General features: G+C 66.2%; 12 protein-coding genes. 11 read left to right on the plus strand and 1 reads right to left on the minus strand.

What is annotated here, in order from left to right; genetic code table 11:
* From PMI40_RS17510 to PMI40_RS17555, 10 genes are all read left to right on the plus strand, one after another.
* The coding region (locus PMI40_RS17510; protein ID WP_008118071.1) for an alpha amylase C-terminal domain-containing protein at window positions 1–192 on the plus strand (192 nt) is incomplete at its 5' end.
* Window position 193: 1 nt separating this feature from the next.
* Complete coding sequence (gene glgX, locus PMI40_RS17515) at window positions 194–2,455, plus strand: glycogen debranching protein GlgX (protein WP_008118073.1); 2,262 nt, start codon at window positions 194–196, stop codon at window positions 2,453–2,455.
* Window positions 2,452–4,302 (plus strand): malto-oligosyltrehalose trehalohydrolase, encoded by a 1,851-nt coding sequence (gene treZ / locus PMI40_RS17520; protein ID WP_008118074.1) that lies wholly within the window; start codon window positions 2,452–2,454, stop codon window positions 4,300–4,302. Before glgX ends, treZ begins: the two co-directional genes overlap by 4 nt.
* Window positions 4,302–6,584: a 4-alpha-glucanotransferase gene (malQ, locus tag PMI40_RS17525; RefSeq protein WP_008118076.1), complete on the plus strand. Its 2,283-nt coding sequence runs from the start codon at window positions 4,302–4,304 to the stop codon at window positions 6,582–6,584. Before treZ ends, malQ begins: the two co-directional genes overlap by 1 nt.
* A 19-nt stretch (window positions 6,585–6,603) precedes the next feature.
* On the plus strand, window positions 6,604–9,531 hold the full coding sequence (gene treY, locus PMI40_RS17530) for a malto-oligosyltrehalose synthase (protein ID WP_008118078.1): 2,928 nt from the start codon (window positions 6,604–6,606) through the stop codon (window positions 9,529–9,531).
* 301 nt (window positions 9,532–9,832) lie between these two features.
* Window positions 9,833–11,536, plus strand: coding sequence for a glucose-6-phosphate isomerase (gene pgi / locus PMI40_RS17535; protein ID WP_008118080.1), 1,704 nt, complete (start codon window positions 9,833–9,835; stop codon window positions 11,534–11,536).
* Window positions 11,537–11,591: 55 nt separating this feature from the next.
* The gene (locus PMI40_RS17540) at window positions 11,592–12,125 is read left to right on the plus strand and encodes a hypothetical protein (RefSeq protein ID WP_008118082.1); all 534 of its coding nucleotides are present in this window, start codon (window positions 11,592–11,594) and stop codon (window positions 12,123–12,125) included.
* Between the two features lie 303 nt (window positions 12,126–12,428).
* Complete coding sequence (locus tag PMI40_RS17545; protein ID WP_008118085.1) at window positions 12,429–14,039, plus strand: ATP-binding protein; 1,611 nt, start codon at window positions 12,429–12,431, stop codon at window positions 14,037–14,039.
* Between the two features lie 31 nt (window positions 14,040–14,070).
* Window positions 14,071–14,520 (plus strand): response regulator, encoded by a 450-nt coding sequence (locus PMI40_RS17550; protein WP_008118086.1) that lies wholly within the window; start codon window positions 14,071–14,073, stop codon window positions 14,518–14,520.
* Between the two features lie 22 nt (window positions 14,521–14,542).
* A complete protein-coding gene (locus PMI40_RS17555; RefSeq protein ID WP_008118089.1) occupies window positions 14,543–16,552 on the plus strand; it encodes a response regulator in 2,010 nt (669 codons plus the stop codon).
* On the opposite strand, the gene PMI40_RS17560 is transcribed toward PMI40_RS17555, so the two are convergent.
* Entirely contained in the window at window positions 16,545–18,752 is a 2,208-nt protein-coding gene (locus tag PMI40_RS17560) for an ATP-binding protein (protein WP_008118091.1), read from the minus strand. The genes PMI40_RS17555 and PMI40_RS17560 overlap by 8 nt on opposite strands.
* Before the next feature lie 385 nt (window positions 18,753–19,137).
* Between PMI40_RS17560 and PMI40_RS17565 the strand changes: the two genes are divergently transcribed.
* Window positions 19,138–19,515 (plus strand): hypothetical protein, encoded by a 378-nt coding sequence (locus PMI40_RS17565; RefSeq protein WP_008118093.1) that lies wholly within the window; start codon window positions 19,138–19,140, stop codon window positions 19,513–19,515.
* Window positions 19,516–19,632 lie beyond the last annotated feature (117 nt).

Below are 19,632 nucleotides of genomic sequence, written 5' to 3' on the forward strand. Positions count from 1 at the left end.
CCCCCTGCCGGCAACGGCGGTCGCGGTTTCTGGCGCGAGGTGCTCAACACCGACGCCGCCATCTATGGCGGCAGCAACACCGGCAACATGGGCGGGGTACAGGTCGAAGCGGTGGGCTGGCACGGCCACGATGCCTCCATCGAAGTGACGCTGCCACCGCTGTCGACTGTCATCCTGCGCCAGGAGGGTTGACATGAGCGCTGGCCTGCCAGACCGACTCATGCCCGGTCTGCCTTATCCGCTGGGCGCCAGCTCGGACGGATTGGGCGTCAATTTTGCCGTGTTCTCTGCGCATGCCACGCGCATCGACCTGTGCCTGTTCGATTCGTCCGGCAAGCGCGAGCTCAAGCGCATCCGCTTGCCCGAATGTACCGACGAGGTATGGCACGGCTACCTGCCGGGCGCGGCCCCCGGGCTGGTCTACGGTTACCGCGCCCACGGACCGTTCGAGCCGAACAAGGGGCATCGTTTCAACCCCAACAAGCTGTTGCTGGACCCCTATGCCAAGCGCCTGGTAGGGCAGGTGAGGTGGACCGATGCGCTGTATGGCTACCGCTTGCACTCGCCGCGCGCCGATCTTTCGCAGGACCGCCGCGACAGCGCCGCGGCCATGCCCAAGGCGATGGTGGTGGAAGAAGCCTTTCTGTGGGAGCATGACCGGCGCCCGCATGTGCCGTGGAGCAAGACCGTCATCTACGAAGCCCATGTGCGTGGCATCTCCAAGCTGCGTCACGACCTGGTGCCGAACGAGCGCGGCACCTTTGCCGCGCTGGCCGACCCCGCCTTCATCGACCACCTGCTGCGCCTGGGCGTGACCACGCTGGAGTTGATGCCGGTGCACGCCTTCCTGCAGGACAGCTTTCTGCTGGAACGGGGCTTGCGCAACTATTGGGGCTACAGCACGCTGGCCTTCTTCGCGCCCGAACCATCCTATCTGTCATCGGGCGACTTGAACGAATTCCGCATGGCCGTGCGACGCCTGCACAGCGCCGGCATCGAGGTCATCCTCGACGTGGTCTACAATCACAACTGCGAAGGCAGCGAGCTGGGACCGATGCTGTCGCTGCGCGGCCTGGACAACGCCAGCTACTTCCGGCTGCTGCCCGACCAGCCGCGCTATCACATCAACGACACCGGCTGCGGCAACACCCTCAACATGTCGCATCCACGGGTGCTGCAGATGGTGATGGATTCGCTGCGCTACTGGGCCCAGTCGTTCCATATCGACGGTTTTCGCTTCGACCTGGGCTCTACCCTGGGGCGCGAGCCGGGCGGCTTCGACCCGGGTTCGGGGTTCTTCGATGCCTTGCTGCAGGACCCGGTGCTGTCGCGCCTGAAACTGATTTCCGAGCCCTGGGATATCGGCCCCGGCGGCTACCAGCTGGGCAACCATCCACCGCGGTTTTCGGAATGGAACGACAAGTTCCGCGACGACATGCGCAAGTTCTGGAAAGGCGACGAAGGCATGCGCGGCGGCTTCGCCCAACGCATGCTGGGCTCGGCCGAGCTGTTCGAGCACAACCGTCGCAAGCCCTGGGCCTCGGTCAACTTCATCGCCTCCCACGACGGCTTCACGTTGCGCGACCTGGTCAGTTACGACGGCAAGCACAACGACGCCAATGGCGAAAACGGCAACGACGGCCACAACGACAATGCCAGCTACAACTGGGGCGTCGAAGGCGAGACCGACGATCCTGCGGTGCTGGCCACGCGAGCCCGGGTGCAGCGCTCGATGCTGGCGTCGGTGCTGCTGGCCCAGGGCACCCCGATGCTGCTGGCCGGCGACGAATTCAACCGCACCCAGGGCGGCAACAACAACGCCTATTGCCAGGACAATGAAATCTCCTGGGTCGACTGGAACGCTGCCCAGTCACCGGCAGGTGCCGCACTGACCGCGTTCACCGGCCGCTTGACGGCGATCCGGCGCGATTTCGAAGTGCTGCGCGCCAATTACTTCCTGCACGGCGCGGCCAAGGTAGGCGACGAACTGGCCGACGTAAGCTGGTTCGACGAGGCCGGCCAGCCGGTGTCGAGCGACGACTGGCGCAACCCGGTGGCGCGCGCGATCGCCCTGCAGATGGCCGGGCGCCGCCACGAACCGCACAAGCAACTGTCGGCCCGCATCATCGACGCCGGCAATACCGAGTTGCCCCCGGAACTGGCCGAGGCGGTACCCGACATGGTGCTGCTGTTCGTCAATGCCGGCCACGAAGATATCGAGTTCTGCTTCCCGCGCGAAGAGGACCAATACTGCCTGTTGCTCGACACTGCCCACGACACCGGCATGCCGGCCGACGTCGAGGGCAGCCTGACGCTGTCGGGCCGGGAGCGGGTGAACGTGGCGGCGCACACCTTGCAGGTGTTTGCCAACCGCCCGCTACACATGTCGGCGGCCATCTATCCGCTGGCGGCCAATGAATGGATCAAACGTAACGAATGGGGAGACCGCACATGAGTGCTCATTTTTCCGTCGACCTGCCGTTCGGAGCCCAGGTGACCGCACCGGGCAAGGTGCGCTTTCGCCTATGGGCGCCGGGTGCCAAGATCGCCGAGGTCGAACTCGAAGAACGTGAGCGGGTGCCGATGACGGCCGAGCCCGACAACGAAGGCTGGTTTTCGCTGGAGACCGAGGCCCAGCCGGGCACCCGCTACCGCTATGCGCTGATGTCGCAGATCCACGGCGAAGTGGTGGTGCCGGACCCGGCCTCGCGCGGCCAAGCCGGCGACATCTTCGATCCCAGCATGGTGGTCGACCCGCATGCCTACCAGTGGCAGTTTCCCAACTGGACCGGCCGGCCCTGGCACGAGACCGTACTCTACGAACTGCATCCCGGCGCCATGGGCGGCTTTGCCGGCATCCTGCAACGGCTGCCGGAACTGGCCGAACTGGGCATTACCGCCATCGAGCTGATGCCGCTGGCCGAGTTTCCCGGTGCCCATAACTGGGGTTACGACGGTGTGCTGCCGTTTGCACCCGATGCCAGCTACGGCACCCCCGAGCAGCTCAAGGCCCTGGTCGACACCGCCCACGGATTGGGCATGATGGTGTTCCTGGACGTGGTGTACAACCATTTCGGCCCGGACGGCAACTACCTCGACACCTACGCGCCGCCGTTCTTCCGCCATGACATGCAGACCTTGTGGGGCGCCACCATCGACTTCCGGCGCGCCGAAGTGGACGATTTCTTCACCCGCAATGCGCTCTATTGGCTCCAGGAATACCGCTTCGACGGCCTGCGCCTGGATGCGGTGCACGCCATCTGCGAGCAGGATTGGCTGGCCCGCCTGGGGCAGCGGGTGCGCGCCGAGATCGGCAACCAGCGCCATGTGCACCTGGTGCTGGAGCATGACGGCAACGCGTCGCACCTGCTCGGCTACCAAGGCCATGGCCAGGAACCTGGCACCCACCTCTACGACGCCCAATGGAACGACGACGGCCATCACGTGCTGCATGTGCTGTTGACCGATGAGTCCAACGGCTACTATGCGGCCTATGCCGAACAGCCGGCCGAGAAGCTGGCGCGCTGCCTCAAGGAAGGCTTCGTCTACCAGGGCGAGGTATCGCCGTTCTCGGGCGAAGCGCGGGGCGAACCCAGTGCCGACTTGCCGCCCACGGCATTCGTGCTGTTCATGCAGAACCACGACCAGATCGGCAACCGTGCCTTCGGCGAGCGCCTGACCACGCTGGCCCACCCGCTGGCCTTGCATGCGGCGCAGGCGCTGATGCTGTTGTCGCCGCAGATCCCCATGTTGTTCATGGGCGAGGAGTTCGATGCGGTGCAGCCGTTCTATTACTTCACCAGTCATCGCAATGAAGAGCTGGTGCAGGCCATCCGCGACGGCCGCCGTCGCGAGTTCTCGCACTTCCCGCAGTTTTCCGATCCGGCCCTGCTGGACCAGCTGCCCGATCCCAACAGCTTCTCGACCTTCATCGCATCGATCCCCGAACCGGGCCCGGCGCCGGCCTCGGTGGCTTGCCTGGCGCGGGTGGCGCAGCTGCTGCGCATCCGCAGCGTGCATGTCTCGCCCTTCCTGCGTGGCGCACACGCCATCGATGCGCGCGCCATCGGCCCCAAGGCGGTCAATGCACGCTGGCGGCTGGCCAATCGCACCGTCCTCAATATCACCATCAACCTGGCAGAGCAGGCCATCACCGAGTCCATCGACGACCTGGTCGCGCCGGCCGGCACGGACGTATTGTTCGACAGCGGCAATGCGCTCGATGCCCTGGCTGCGGGCAGCTTTCCCGGTTATTCGGTGCTGGTGCTGCGTGAGCCCGCGCCGCCGATGGGAGCGCTGTGATGCGCCTCACGCCGCTCCATGCACTAGCCGAACACGTCGGCATCGCGGTCGACTGGATCGATGCCTACGACCAGCCGCAGCGGGTCGACGACGACACCTTGCAGGCCCTGCTGGGCGCGCTGGGGCTGGACTGCGCCTCGGCCGACGATTGCCGTGCCAGCCTCGAGCTGCTGCGGCACGAAGATGCACGACTGCCGCCGCTGGTCACCGGGGTGCAGCACCAGCCGATCGAGCTGCCGGTCACGGCGCGCCTGCATGGCCAGTCGTGTCGCCTGGAACTGGAAAACGGCGTGCGCCAGCCGCTGCTGGTGTCGGGCGATGTGACCCGGGCACCGACCCTGCCGCCGATCCAGATCGCGGGCTATCACCGCCTGTTCATCGATGGCCAGGTGGTCACGCTGGCCATCGCCCCGGCCCGTTGCTTCACGCTGGCCGACGCCCTGGCCGATGCCACCGTCGCCGATGGGCGGGCACACGCCCCCAGCCAGGGCGTGCGCGGCTGGGCCTTGTCGGCGCAACTCTACAGCCTGCGCCAGGACAGCTTGAAGCCCGGCCGCAATGTCTACGGCGACGGCGGTATCGGGCACTTCGGGGCCGTCGGCGAATTGGCGAAGATGGCCGCCGCCCATGGCGCCGCGGCGCTGGCGATGTCGCCGGTGCATGCCATGTTCGGCGCCGATCCCGGGCGCGCCAGCCCATACTCGCCGTCGAGCCGACTGTTTCTCAATGCCTTGCTGATCGACCCGGCGGCGGTGCTGGGCGAAGCGGCCCAGGCCCAGGCGCTGGCCGAAGGTGGCTCCGAACTGATCGCCGCGCACGAACGGCTGCAAGGCGCCGGGCTGGTCGACTGGGAGCGCGCCGGCGCCCATCGCATGCAACTGCTGCGCCGCCTGTATGCGCTGTATCTTACCGAGGCGGGGGCCGGCGGCGGTACCCACCAGGCCGCCTTCGCCGCCTTCCGCCTGCAGGGCGGGCGCGCCTTGCAGGCGCACGCGGTGTACGAGGCCTATAGCCATGGCCTGGCCAGCAGGCACCAGGCGGGCAGTTGCGACTGGCGTACCTGGGGCGACGATGGCCGCAATCCGGAGACCGCCTTCATGCGCGACTTTGCGCGCCAGCAGAGCGGCGAAGTCGACTTTCACATGTTCCTGCAATGGCAGGCCGCGCGTGGCCTGGCCCAGGCGCAACGCGACGCGCGCGCCGCGGGCATGGCCATCGGCCTCATCGCCGACCTGGCCGTGGGTGCCGACAACGGTGGCAGCCAGGCCTGGAGCTACCAGGACGAGATCGCCAGCGGCATCACCGTGGGCGCACCGCCAGACCTGCTCGCGCCGCAAGGACAGAACTGGGGGCTGGGGGCGTTCTCGCCGCTGGCCATGCATCGCCATGGCTACCAGGCCTACCTGGCCATGTTGCGGGCCTGCCTGGCCCAGGGCGGTGGCCTGCGCATCGACCACGTGCTGGGTCTGAACCGCATGTGGCTGGTGCCGGCCGGGCGCGACGCCAGCGCCGGCGCCTATGTACGCTACCGGCTGCGCGACATGCTGCGCCTGATCGCCCTCGAATCATGGCGGCATCGCGCGGTGGTCATCGGCGAAGACCTCGGCACGGTGCCGCCGGGCTTCGACCAGGTGCTCGACGAGGCAGGGGTGGCCGGCATCCGGGTATTGTGGTTCCAGCGCGGCAAGCAGCACTTCCTGCCGCCGCAGCAGTGGTCGGGCAGCGCAATTGCCGTCACCACCACCCATGACTTGCCGACCGTGGCGGGCTGGTGGTCGGGCGCCGATATCGCCTGGCGCACCCGATTGCAGCATCTGGCCGAACCGACGGGCGTACAAGAGGCATTGCAGCAGCGCGCCGCTGAACGCGCAGCCTTGTGGCAAACCATGGTCCAGGCCGGATCGGCCCATGGCGCCATGCCCGACGGCGCCGGGCCACGGGCGGTGCTGCCGGTCGACGAGGGCGAGCAGTTGCCGCAGCCGCTGCAGGCGTGCGAAACGGTGGTCGACGCGGCGCTGGATTTCGTGGCGCAGACACCGGCGCCGCTGGCCGTGATTCCGGTCGAGGACATTCTCGGCCTGCCGCAACAGCCCAACCTGCCCGGCCTGACCGAGCCGCATCCCAACTGGCGTCGGCGCCTGCCGGCCGACGTCGGGCAATTGTTCGATGCCCACCAGGCGCGCGCGCGCCTGGCGCACCTGGCGCGCCAGCGCGGTACCCGCGCACTGGACCCGGCGCAGCCTGTGCCGGCGGCCCCAAGAACCAGCAACGGCAGCCTCTGACGCTGCCAGGAGAACCCTAGTGAAACCCGATTCCCAGGCCGTCGCCAGCAGCGGCGTGCCACGTGCCACGGCGCGCCTGCAATTGCACCAGGACTTTCGCTTCGAGCATGCCTGTGCACTGGTCGATTACTACGATGCGCTGGGTATCAGCCATCTGTATGCCTCGCCGATCCTGACCGCGCGTCCCGGTTCCACCCACGGCTACGATGTGGTCGATCCGACCCGCGTCAACCCCGAACTGGGCGGCGAGAAGGGCCTGCGCGAGCTGTGCGGCCTGCTGCACCAGCGCGGCATGGGCCTCATCGTCGATATCGTGCCCAACCACATGGCGGTCGGGCGCGACAACCCCTGGTGGCAGGATGTCTTGCGCTGGGGGCGCCGCAGCCGATATGCCGAGTGGTTCGACATCGACTGGGACAGCCCGGACCCGGCGCTGGCCGGCAAGTTGTGCCTGCCGTTCCTGGGGCGGCCCTATGGCGAAGCGCTGGCCGCAGGTGAACTGTGCCTGCGCTTGGATGCAGCGCACGGCCAGTTGGCCGTGGCCCACCACGACAATATCTTTCCGCTTTCGCCGAGCGATGTCGCCGGCGTGCTCGACACCGCCGGCAGCCCGATCCTGGCGCCGGCCATCGCCGCTTTCGGCGGCATCGGCGAAGACCATGGCCAAGCCGAGCGACAGGCAGCGATAGGTTGGCAACTGCTGCGCGAGCTGGCCGCCGACGACCGTGGCCGGGCCGCCATTGACGCCGCATTGGCGGCGTTCGCGCCGGATACCGCAACGGGCCAGGCGGCGCTGCATGCGTTGCTGGAGCGCCAGCACTATCGGCTGGCGTTCTGGCGCAACGCCGCCGATGAGATCAACTGGCGCCGTTTCTTCGAGGTCAGTGAACTGGTCGGCGTGCGGGTCGAGCGCGAGGATGTATTCGAGGAGTTGCATCGCGAGATCTTCCGCCTGTATGCGGACGGCTTGATCGATGGCGTACGCCTGGACCACATCGATGGGCTGACCGACCCGGCCGGCTATTGCCTGCGCCTGCGCCAGCGCCTGCGCGCGCTGCGCCCCGGCCATGTGCCCTACATCATCGCCGAGAAGATCCTGGCGCCGCACGAGACGCTGCCAGCGGCTTGGCAACTGGATGGCACCACCGGCTATGAATTCATGGACCAGTGCGCGGCCGTGCTGCACGACGGCGAAGGCGAACCGGTGCTCGACGAACTGTGGAACGACATCGTCGACGAGGCCCGGCAGCAGGGCGCGACGGTGGACCGGATGGTCGGCACCCTGGCGCCTCGCATGGTGCATTTCGACGAGATGGTGCGCAGCGCCCGGCGCAGCTTCCTGACGCGCAACTTTGCCGCCGAATTCAACGCGTTGGCGGCCTGCCTGCACCGTCTGGCGCGTGCCTGCACCGGCACCCGCGACCTGTCGCTGATGGCGCTGCGGCGCAGCCTGGCCGAGCTGCTGGTGCAGTTCCCGGTCTATCGTACCTATGGCGGCGCCGAGGGCATGAGCGAGCACGACCGCCAGGTCCTGGATGGTGCCGTGCAACAGGCCGCCGCCACCCTGCATGCCAGCGATCATGCGGCACTGCGGATGATCCGTGACTGGATGGCGGGCGATATATTGGAAGACGCCACCGAGCGTGCACTGCAGTTGCGCGCCATGGCGCGCTTGCAGCAGCTGACACCGCCCTTGACCGCGAAATCGGTCGAGGACACCGCGTTCTATCGCTATGGGCGACTCATCTCGCGCAACGAAGTCGGCTCGCACCCGGACCAGTTGAGCCTGTCGGTGCAGGATTTCCACCAGCTTGGCGTGGAGCGCGCCCGGCATGCTCCATCGAGCATGCTGGCCACCGGCACCCACGACCACAAGCGCGGCGAGGACGGACGCATGCGCCTGGCCGCGCTATCGGAGATCGCCGAAGAGTGGCATACGCTGCTGATGCACTGGCGCGCCCAGAACGCCCCCGTGGTGGCAGCCACGGCCGGTGCGCAAGGCGGCATCGACGCCATCGACGAATGCATGCTGTACCAGACCCTGGTGGGCGCCTGGCGCGACGGCATGCAGGCCGCCGACGACGACCTGCAGGCACTGCAGCAACTGGCCGAGCGGGTGGTGGCCTGGCAGCGCAAGGCGCAGCGGGAAGCCAAGCGCCGCAGCGACTGGGTGGTGCCGCAGGAAGAATACGAAATGGCCTGCGAGCGCTTCGTACGCGCCCTGTTGTGCGACCCGGGGCTGGATGCGCGACACCATCCCTTCCTGGTCGAGCTGGAAGGTTTCGTGCGCCGCCTGGCGCCGCTCGGTGCGCTCAACAGCCTGTCCCAGACGCTGCTCAAGTTGACCGTGCCGGGCGTGCCCGACCTGTACCAGGGGGCCGAGATGTGGGACCTGAGCCTGGTCGATCCCGACAATCGGCGCCCGGTCGATTTTGCGCTGCGGCAACAACGGCTGTCGGACGTGCGCCAGCGACCGGTGTCGCTGCGGGATTGGCATGATGGCGGCGCCAAGCTGCAACTGATTCGTGCAGTGCTGGACCATCGGCGCCAGCATGCCGAGTTGTTCGCGCGCGGCGACTATCTGCCGTTGGCGGTGCAGGGCAAGCTGGCGCGCCACGTGATCGCCTTCGCCCGCGTATTGCCGGCCAGCGCGGATGCCCCGGTACGCGTGGCCATCGTGGTCTGCAGCCGTCTGGCGGCCCATCTGCTGGCTTTCGATGCGCCGCGCGAAGACAGCCTGCCGCTGGTCCCGGTCGAGTCGTGGGGCAATACCTGCATCGTCGTCCCCGCATCGATCGTGGGCACCGGCACGCGGCGCTGGCGCAGTGTGTTGACCAGCGGCCACGGCGCGCTCGAGGGCGGCCCCGATACCCAGGCCGACCTGCAACTGCTGGCTGGCGAGGTACTGGGCAGCCTGCCGGTCGAACTGCTGGAACTGCACGACTAGGCGCGACGCCGGTCATGACGGGCTGCAATGCTGGATTGCATTGCAGCAATTCCGTTTTTCCTACAAGCAAAACCGCTCCCGTCCTATCGCACTGCAACCTCAGGCTTGACTACCATCAGTTCATCCTTGCCCGTGGCCCGCTCTGCCCAGCGCCGCGCCGGGCAAGCCTTCGGGACTGAAGCGAACCGCTCGGCGAAAACCGGCGATAGACAAACGGCCAGCCAGGCGCTATCGTTGGTGCAACGCATCATGACGCACAGTTTTCCCTCGCCGAGCAGACCAAGAACAAGGAGCAGGACTCATGACGACATTGCCCGCCAGCGACTTTCAGCTGCCACTATTCATCTACTCCCAGCGTGAAGCGCTGACCGACAAGAGCGGTTGGAACGCGCTGTGCGAGCACTACCGCGATCGCGCCCGCCATTTCACGCTGGAGCGCCTGTTCGCGGCCAGCGACAAGCGCGGCGAAACGCTCACGGCCGAGGGCGTGGGCATCTATCTCGATTACTCCAAGAACCTGGTCACCAGCGAAACCATGATGCTGCTGATGCAGCTGGCGCGCGAGTGCGGGCTGCAGGATCGTATCGAGGCCATGTTCCGGGGCGACCGCATCAACAACACCGAGAATCGCTCGGTGCTGCATACGGCCCTGCGCAAGCCCGCCGGCGAGCGCCTGGTGGTCGATGGCGTGGACGTGGTGGCCCAGGTGCAGGAAGTACTGGGCCGCATGGAAGGCTTTGCCCAGCAGGTGCGCTGCGGCCAGTGGCTGGGGCATACCGGCCTGCCGATCCGCCATGTGGTCAACATCGGCATCGGCGGCTCCGACCTGGGGCCGATGATGGCCTATGATGCGCTGCGCTCGTACAGCGCGCGCGAGCTGACGATGCATTTCGTGTCAGATGTCGATGGCGCAGCGCTCAGCGAGACGGTGCGCGACCTGCCGGCCGAGCAGACCTTGTTCATCGTCTGTTCCAAGACCTTCACCACGCTCGAGACCATCACCAATGCCCACGCCGCGCGTGGCTGGCTGGTGGCGCAACTGGGCGACGAGCGCGCCGTGGCGCGCCACTTCGCCGGCGTGACCACCAATATCGAAGAAGCCTCGCGCTTCGGCATCGACCCGGCCAACATGTTCGGCTTCTGGGACTGGGTGGGCGGACGCTATTCGATGACCAGCGCCATCGGCCTGTCGACCATGATCGCCATCGGTCCCGAGCACTTCCGCGAGATGCTGCGTGGCTTCCATGACATGGACGAGCATTTCCGGACCACGCCGCTGGAGTCGAACCTGCCGGTGATCCTCGGCATGCTGACCGTGTGGTACACCAATTTCTTCGGCGCGGCCAGCCAGGCGGTGCTGCCCTACAGCCAGAACCTGAAGCGCTTGCCGGCCTATTTGCAACAATTGACGATGGAGAGCAACGGCAAGGGCGTGACCGCCCAGGGCGAAGCGGTGGGCTACCAGACCTCGCCCGTGTACTGGGGCGATAGCGGCATCAATGGACAGCATTCGTTCTACCAGATGCTGCACCAGGGCACGCAACTGGTGCCATGCGACTTCATCGGCTTTTGCCAGCCGCTCGAGGCGCTCGGCGACCAGCACGAATTGTTGATGGCCAACATGTTTGCCCAGGCCGAGGCACTGGCCTTCGGCAAGAGCGCCGACGAGGTACGTGCCGAGGGCACGCCCGAGGAACTGGTGCCGCATCGGGTGTTTGCCGGCAGCCGCCCCAGCAACAGCATGCTGGTCAGCAAGCTCACCCCCTACAGCCTGGGATCGCTGGTAGCGCTGTACGAACACAGCGTATTTACCCAGGGCGTGATCTGGAATCTCGACTCGTTCGATCAATGGGGCGTGGAGCTGGGCAAGGCGCTGGCCAAGCGGACTGCGCGCCAGTTGATCGACCACAGCCAGCCACTGCATCACGACAGCTCGACCAACATGCTCATCCGCCGTTTTCGCGATTGCAATCGCGCCACCGACGGCCAGCCCAAGGCCGCTTGAACCGCGGCGCCAGCAGCCCCCAGAGGCTGCGCCGCCTGGCCGTACAGGAGACATCATGAGCACCATCATCGCAGGGCATTTCCAATTGCAGGACCAGGCGACCCAGGCGGTCGATGCGCTGGTGCGCGCCGGCTATCCGGTCGAACGCATCAGCAGCTTCTTCGTCAATCCGGCCGGCCAGCATGACACCTTCGCCGTCGGCGGCGATCGGGACAAATCGCCTGGCGCCGAAGATACCGACAAGGGCGTCGCCACCGGCGTGGGCGCCGGTGCTGCCACTGGCGCGGCCGTGGGCGCGGCCACCGCGCCGGTGACCGGGCCCCTGGGGGCGGTGCTGGGCGGGTTGGTGGGTGGTCACGTTGGCGGCCTGGTGGGTACCTTGGCCTCGACCGATGACGCCCAGCGCCCACGGCGTGCCAGCGGCATGCTGGTGGCCGTCGAGGTCGGAGACGACCACCAGGAGCGACGGGCGATCGATGTCTTGCGCGACGTCCGGGCACAACAGATCGAACGCAGCGAGGGCCATATCAGCGGTGGCGACTGGCGTGACTTCGATCCCCTGTCCGCGCCGCACCTGCTAAGTTTCTGAGTTCGTCCCGGCACTGTCCTGTTCGGTGTCGCGGGTTGTCAGCATGTCATCTTCCTGCCTTCGTGCCAGACGCGTTGCTGCCTTGCGCAGCAATTGCCGTTATTTTTTCGCGCCGTGAGTTTATAATCCACAGTAACAATTGATTACTGGAAATCGCCTCGAGCCGGCCGCCCGCTCACTAAATCAATAAGCAAAGGCAACTGGCCAGCGGTCCCGGTAGCAGCAATGACAGTTTGGACCGGTGCGCGCGGGAGGCGCGGGCACCGCGCAATCTGCGCGGTGATCCTGGACGAAGGGGGATGCATGAAGTTGCTGACCAAGGGATGGGTGATCGTGGCGATCCCCAGCCTGTTCGAAGTGGTATTGCTGGCCTCGCTGTTCAAGATGCAGGCCGACGCCGAGGATGCCGAGCGCTGGGCCGCCCATTCCGCGTCGGTGATGAACCAGGCCAGCGAGGTGCGCGAACCGATGCTGCTGGAGTCGGCCCGGATTCGCAATGCCGTCCTCATCAACGATCCCACCCCCATCAGTCGCCCCGAAATGTGGGCCGACGTCGACGCCAAGCTGGGCGAACTGCAGACGATGGTCGAGGATAACGCCGCGCAGAGCGCGGCCGTTGCGGGCCTTCGCGAGTCCGTCGCCAATTACCGCACCTGGGCCGACAGCGCCCGCCAGCGCATGCAGGACGGCCAGCGCGAAGCGGTGATTGCGCAATTGCGCGATGAAGCCGGGCCCCATCGCCTGGCCGAGTTTCGCAGCCGGCTGGCAAGATTCATCGATACCGAGCGTCAACTGGCCGCCGAGCGCAACGAAGACCTGCAGGACGCGCGCCAGTCGCAGACCATGGTCCTCATCGCCGCCGTGGTGGGTTCGATCCTGGCCGCCGGGCTGGCTTCCTATGCATTCACCAGCAACATCGGCAAGCGCGTCGAAGTGCTCACCGAGAACGCGCGGCGCCTGGCGGACGGCAGCGAACTGGCCCAGCGGGTACGCGGCGACGACGAGATATCGCAGCTCGACGACGTGCTCCATCGCACCAGCGATCGCTTGCAGCGCGCCAATGACGAGGCGCTGCGCTACCGCACCGAGATCGAACAGCGGGCCCGCGAGCTCGACGAGCTCAACACGCATCTGCGCGCGCAGACCCAGGACAACGAGATGTTCATCTACAGCGTCTCGCACGACCTGCGCTCGCCCCTGGTGAACCTGCAGGGCTTCAGCAAGGAGATCATGCACGCCACCCGTGACCTGTCCACCGAGATCGCGGCCCTGGATGTGCCCGCTGCCAACAAGCGGCGCATCCAGGAGCTGATCGACGACGACCTGCATACTTCCCTGCGTTTCATCCAGAATGCCGTGACCCGCGCCGCCGGCATCATCGACGCCATGCTGCGCCTGTCGCGTGCCGGGCGGGTCGAGTACCTGCCGGTGATGACCGACATCAATGCCATCGCGCAGCGTATCGTCGACGCCATGAGCGGCAGCATCCGGGCCAAGGGCGCCACGGTCGTGATCCAGCCCGACCTGCCGCCGGCCTACGGCGACCCGACCGCGGTCGAGCAGGTATTCGGCAACCTGGTCGGCAATGCGGTCAATTACCTCGATGCGCAACGGCCGGGCCACATCGAGGTGGGCTGCATTGCCGGCCACGCGGGAGATGGACTCAATACCTATTTCGTGCGTGACAACGGGCTGGGGATCGCCAGTGCGCACCTGGGGCGGATGTTTTCGGCATTCCAGCGCCTGCACGGCAACGTGGCCCAGGGCGAGGGCGTCGGGCTGGCGCTGGTCAAGCGGGTGGTCGAGCGCCACGGCGGCCGGATCTGGGTAGAATCCAGCGAAGGGGTGGGCAGCACTTTCTTCGTGGCGTTGCCGGCGCAGCCCGGCCAGGCCGGACTGGTCAACGCCGCCTGAACACGGTTTTCAACGCATCGCGGGAGCAATCATGGCAGTAGACAGCGGAGTCAACATCATCCTGGTCGAAGACGACGACGGGCACGCGCTGCTGGTCGAGAAGAACCTGCGGCGCGCCGGCCTGGTCAACGATTTCCGGCGCCTTCGGGATGGCCAGGAGGCGCTCGACTTCTTCTTCAACGGCGGCGACCGCGGCCAGATGCATGAAGTAGTGGTACTGCTGGACGTGAACATGCCGCGCGTCACCGGCATCGAGGTGCTCAGGCAGATGAAGCAGGACGCCAGCACCGCCGCCATTCCCGTGATCATGCTCACCACCACCGACGACCCGCGCGAGATCGAGCGTTGCTACGAGTATGGCTGCAACGTCTATATCACCAAGCCGGTGGAGTACGACGATTTCATCGAAGCGGTGCGCCGTCTCGGCTTTTTCCTGCAGGTCGTGAAGCTGCCGGCGACACCGGCGGCGCGCCAGGGCTGACTAAAGAGAGGGTTCACTAGCGATGAACGATGACGCACGCGCCCATGTGCTGATCCTGGAAGACGACGAAGGCCTGCTGGCACTGGCCAGCCGGGTCCTGAAGAAGCATGGCCTGCGGGTGACGGCGGTGGCCGACGCCGATGCCGCCAATGCAGCCGTGGCCAGCGAGTTGCCCGATATCCTGATCGTCGACTACAACCTGCAGTCGCTGGAGAGCGGGCTGGATTTCTATCGCGGCCTGTGCGGTCGGGGTATCGAGATCGCCGCCATCATGGTCTCGGGTGTGTCGGACGAGCCGCGCATCATCGAGGCGCTGCGCGCCGGGGTGTCCGATGTGTTGCCCAAGACCAGTGACTATCTCGACTACCTGCCCGAAGCCGTCGATCGCGTGCTCAACCAGATGCTGCTGCAACGCCAGTCGGCCCAAGCGGCGCGGCGCCTGCAGCAGGAAGCGCATTACCGCGTGGTGGCCGAGGCCATCCCGCACCTGGTATGGTCGTGCCTGCCCGGAGGGCAATTCGACTACCTGAGCAAGCAATGGCTGGACTACACCGGGCTGGGCCTGGAGCCGCAGCTGGGGCAGCACTGGATCGACCTGGTGATGCATCCGGACGACCGCCGGCAGACCCGAAGCCTGCTGGAGCAGGCCATGCAGGGCGGCAGTGCGCGGTTCGTGCTGGAATTTCGCCTGCGCCGCCACGATGGCCAGTACCGCTGGTTTTCCTGCGACGGATCGCCCCTGTTCTGCGCCGATGGCCAGGTCCAGAAGTGGCTCGGCACCTGCACCGACATCGACGATCTCAAACGCGCCCAGCAGGACCGCGAGCTGCTGCTCGAGGCCGAACGGGTAGCGCGCGCCGAGGCCCAGCGCATGACCCGCATGAAGGACGAGTTCGTGGCGACCCTGTCGCACGAACTGCGCACGCCCCTCAACGCCATCGTCGGCTGGAGCCAGTACCTGCTGCGCGACAGCAGCGAAGCCGGCAAGCTGCAAAAGGGACTGCAGGTGATCGAACGCAACGCCAAGCTGCAGGCGCAGATGGTCGAGGACCTGCTGGACATGAGCCGTATCCTGGCGGGCAAGTTGCGGCTGGACGTGCAGCAGCTCGACCTGGCCGAAGTGATCGATAACGCCATCGCGTCGGTGCAGAGCGCCGCCGACGCCAAGGAGATCCGCCTCATTGCGGTGCTGGGCTCGACCGGGCCGATCCAGGGCGACCCGTCGCGGCTGCAGCAGGTGGCCTGGAACCTGTTGATGAATGCCATCAAGTTCACCCCCAAGCAGGGGCGGGTGACGGTAAGCCTGCGCAAGCGCGGCAGCGAAGCGGAGTTCGAGGTAAGCGACAACGGCCAGGGTATCAAGCCCGAGTTCCTGGGCAGCGTGTTCGAGCGCTTTCGCCAGGAAGATGCCAGCAGCAGCCGCGACACCAGCGGCCTGGGGCTGGGCCTGTCGATCACACGCCAGTTGGTCGAGCTGCATGGCGGCAGCATTGCCGCGGCCAGCGCCGGACCGGGCCTTGGCGCGAGCTTCCAGGTGCTGCTGCCGCTGGCGGCGGTACAGCGCCAGCCGCCCAATGTCACTGCGTTGCATGACGACGCCGGCGCTGCGCAGCCGCAATTGACCGGACTGCGGGTGTTGCTGGTCGAAGACGAGGTGGATGCCCGTGAACTGGTGCAGCACATCCTGGAGGAACACGGTGCCACCGTCGATGCCGTGGGGTCGGCCAATGCCGCGCTGGAAGCGTTTCGCCGGGTGCGGCCGCATGTGATCGTCAGCGACATCGGCCTGCCGGGCCAGGATGGCTATGAATTGATGCGCAACCTGCGCGAACTGGAAGCGACCCAGGCCGACGACGCGCCCCTGACGCCGGCGGCGGCGCTGACGGCGCTGGCCCGTACCGAAGACCGGCGACGCGCATTGATGGCCGGTTTCCAGGCGCACATCGCCAAGCCGGTCGATCCGCTCGAGTTGCTGTTCCTGGTGGCGTCGTTATCGGGCCGCACCGGGGCGTGGGCGCAACTGGTCAGTTGAGTCCGGCCAGCGGCAGCGACACGGTAAAGGTGACGATACCGTTGTCGCAGTCGACGCCGATGGTGCCGCCGTGGCCATTGACGATCTCGCTGACGATATACAGGCCCAGCCCCAGTCCGCGGCTGTTGCGCACATTGCCCAGCGATTCCTTCTTGTACGGCTTGAACAGGTTGGCACGTACGTGTGGCGCAATGGCGGCGCCGTGGTTGGACACCGAGATGGTCAGCCTGTCGTCGCGGCGAAACACGATGACGGTAGCCGGCTTGCCGATCTCACCGTGATGTCGCGTATTCGATAACAGGTTCGATAGCACCTGGCTGATACGATCGCTGTCCAGTTCGAGCTCGCCGCAGTCTTCGGCCTCGAGGATGATCTCGTTTTCGGGATAGGCCAGGCGCGCCTCGGTGACGATGTCGCCGACCAGGCGGGCCAGGTCGATCGGGCGGCGTTGCAGGTCCAGTCCCAGTCCGCCCTGCAGGCGGCTGATATCGAGTATCTGCGAGATCAGCCGGTTCATGCGGCCGCTGGAGGATGAAATGCGCTTGGACAGGTTGGCGCTGGACGACGAATGCTCGCGCACTTCGATCATGCGTGCGGCCATCATGATGGCCTGCAACGGATCGCGCAGGTCGTGACCCAGCGTGGCCAGCAGCGTTTCGCGCGCCCGCTTCATCATGTTCTCGCCCGACAGCGCCACTTCCTGCAGGTCCAGCCGCAGCTGGTTCGCCACTTCCAGAGAGGTCGCATCCCACGGCAGGCTCTTGCCGCGCACGGTTTCCTTCCAGACGGCAAACGATCCGCGTGGCGTCAGGCGCGGTCCCAGCGGGCCGCTGCTGTATTTCTTCTCGGGGTTGCCGCCCCAGCGCACGTCTTCCACCTGCTCGCTGCGAAACCAGAAGGCGTAACCGTTCTGCTCGCGGTAGAAGCGGATTGCCAGCACGCCGCAGACGTCGCCCAGCATGGCTTTCAGCTCGGGCAGGTCGGCCCCCACGTCATGGCTCTGGAACACGTCGCCCATGTCGTTTTCGTTGAACCAGTTGATCAGGGCATTGACACCCTCGCGCGACGGCGCGCGGTCGAACACCTGGGTCTTGCGGTCCAGCGAGATGGCGCCGCCGTTGCTCTGCATCAGGCGCAGAAAACCATGGTAGTCGGCGCTCAGCGCCAGCACGATATCCTCGCGATCGGTGACCTGCGCCACGATCTCGCGGCGCAGTGCGGCCGAATGCTGCAGCGCCTGTGCCCGTTCGCCGTTGAGATTGCGCTCGACCAGGGTGCTGACGAATTGCGACAGCAACTGGCACGACAGGCGCACCGAATGCGGCACCAGCAGCGGCGACATGTGATGGCAGGCGATCAGCCCCCACAGGCGCTCGCCGATGACGATCGAAATGCTCATCGATGCGCCCACGCCCATGTTGGAAAGGTACTCGACATGCACCGGCGAGACACTGCGCAGCACGCTGTGCGACAGGTCCAGCGGGCCGCCGGTGAGGGGATTGAGGTCGGGCTCGATGGGCACCGGCTGGTAGCCGATGTCGGCGATCAGGCGGATCGGATTGATCACATACAGGCGCCGCGCCTGGGACGGGATGTCGCTGGCCGGATAGCGCTGGCCGAGAAACGGCTCGAGCTCATCGCGCTTGCACTCGGCCACCACCTCGCCACTGTCGTCGTGCAGGAAACGGTAGGCCATCACGCGGTCGAAGCCGGTGATGAGGGCGATCTCGTCGACCGCCAGGGTCAGCAGGTCGTCCACCCCATGCTGGCGCTGGATGCGCTGGAACGCCTGGTGCGCAATGAGCGCAAACGAATCGAGCGTGAGCGCATCGGCCGGCCGTTGCTCGAACTCGGCCACCAGCAATCCCTGGGACTTGTGGGTGACCACGTCGAAGGCGCCACTGTCGAGCGACACCAGGCGCGCATCCACATAGCCATGCGGATCGGCCAGGGCCGACTCGATCACGGCGCGGGTCTCGGCATTGAGGTGCAGGTCGGACAATGTCTCGCCGATTGCGGGCAGGGCGCCCAGCAGATCGCGGGCATTGCGACTGCAAGCGGCCAGCGCACCCTCGGGGGTGAACGTCAACAGGACGCCGTGCGACTGGATCGACCCGGGAATGTGAATCGGCTCCCGGTCGCAATTGGTGAGGTCGACCGGCTGGCGCCGACGTTCACCTGGATGATACGGATTGCTCATGCTCGATACCGTTGCCGACGCGGTGGGGGAAGGGCCTGGGGCTTGAACGATGGATGGACCAAAGAATTTCAATAATTTCCATCATTATAAGGTATTGCCGCGCGTCCTTCATCCTGCCCGGGCGCCTCGTGGCGCCTTCCTGTTTGTCCTACAAATAAATCCGATCCCGTCCGATAGGGCTCATCAATTGGCGCCAATATGATCCTCCATGTCCTAATTCGCCCGTGTGGCGATATGAAAACGGGCAATGATTTGCCGGTGGCAACACCGAACAAGCCCAACGAAAAAGCGCCAGATTTGGCTACAATAAAACCGCTGGCAAGGCGGGATGGTCAGGCCAGGTCCAGCGCTGTGGTTCGCTTTGGAATTCCGTCAGGGGAAGGTCATGGAAAAGTCCGATTCTGTAACGCCGGTCGACACCGATATCTCGATCCAGCAAGGCGACTGGAGCGCCTATCGCCACCATATCGAAAGCCATGGCGCGCTCGACCAGCGCGCGCTGGGCGAGGACGAACGTGAAGAAGAGATCGCGCCCACGCTTTCGCACGCCGGGCTCGACAGCTCCGGCCAGCCGCTCAACGGCGAAGACGACATCATCGCCTACCGACGCCAGTGCGCGCGTGCCTACATCGGCATGAATGGCCGCCTCGGCGGACGTGCCTATCGCGCCAACGCGCCGGTGATCCTGACCCCCGACGCGGTGAGCGAACTGGCCGAACTCAACCGGCTGCTGCGCGAAGAGCGGGCACTTAAAAAACGCTGACAGGGGGCCGCCGCCGACCTGTCGGAACATCTCTCAAATTTTTGTAGGACAAGCTGAGGGGCGCGCAACCCCTTGCTGGCTGCCGCATTGCGCCACGCCGGGCGATGCCGGGATAGC

It is taken from the genome of Herbaspirillum sp. YR522 (genome assembly GCF_000282575.1).
Classification (GTDB): domain Bacteria; phylum Pseudomonadota; class Gammaproteobacteria; order Burkholderiales; family Burkholderiaceae_D; genus Herbaspirillum.

Coding starts and splice junctions, on each gene's coding strand:
- PMI40_RS17545 (WP_008118085.1), top strand. CDS start 12,429: ATGAAGTTGCTGACCAAGGGATGGGTGATCGTGGCGATCCCCAGCCTG.
- PMI40_RS17560 (WP_008118091.1), bottom strand. CDS start 18,752: ATGAGCAATCCGTATCATCCAGGTGAACGTCGGCGCCAGCCGGTCGAC.
- pgi (WP_008118080.1), top strand. CDS start 9,833: ATGACGACATTGCCCGCCAGCGACTTTCAGCTGCCACTATTCATCTAC.
- treZ (WP_008118074.1), top strand. CDS start 2,452: ATGAGTGCTCATTTTTCCGTCGACCTGCCGTTCGGAGCCCAGGTGACC.
- PMI40_RS17565 (WP_008118093.1), top strand. CDS start 19,138: ATGGAAAAGTCCGATTCTGTAACGCCGGTCGACACCGATATCTCGATC.
- PMI40_RS17540 (WP_008118082.1), top strand. CDS start 11,592: ATGAGCACCATCATCGCAGGGCATTTCCAATTGCAGGACCAGGCGACC.
- glgX (WP_008118073.1), top strand. CDS start 194: ATGAGCGCTGGCCTGCCAGACCGACTCATGCCCGGTCTGCCTTATCCG.
- PMI40_RS17555 (WP_008118089.1), top strand. CDS start 14,543: ATGAACGATGACGCACGCGCCCATGTGCTGATCCTGGAAGACGACGAA.
- PMI40_RS17550 (WP_008118086.1), top strand. CDS start 14,071: ATGGCAGTAGACAGCGGAGTCAACATCATCCTGGTCGAAGACGACGAC.
- malQ (WP_008118076.1), top strand. CDS start 4,302: ATGCGCCTCACGCCGCTCCATGCACTAGCCGAACACGTCGGCATCGCG.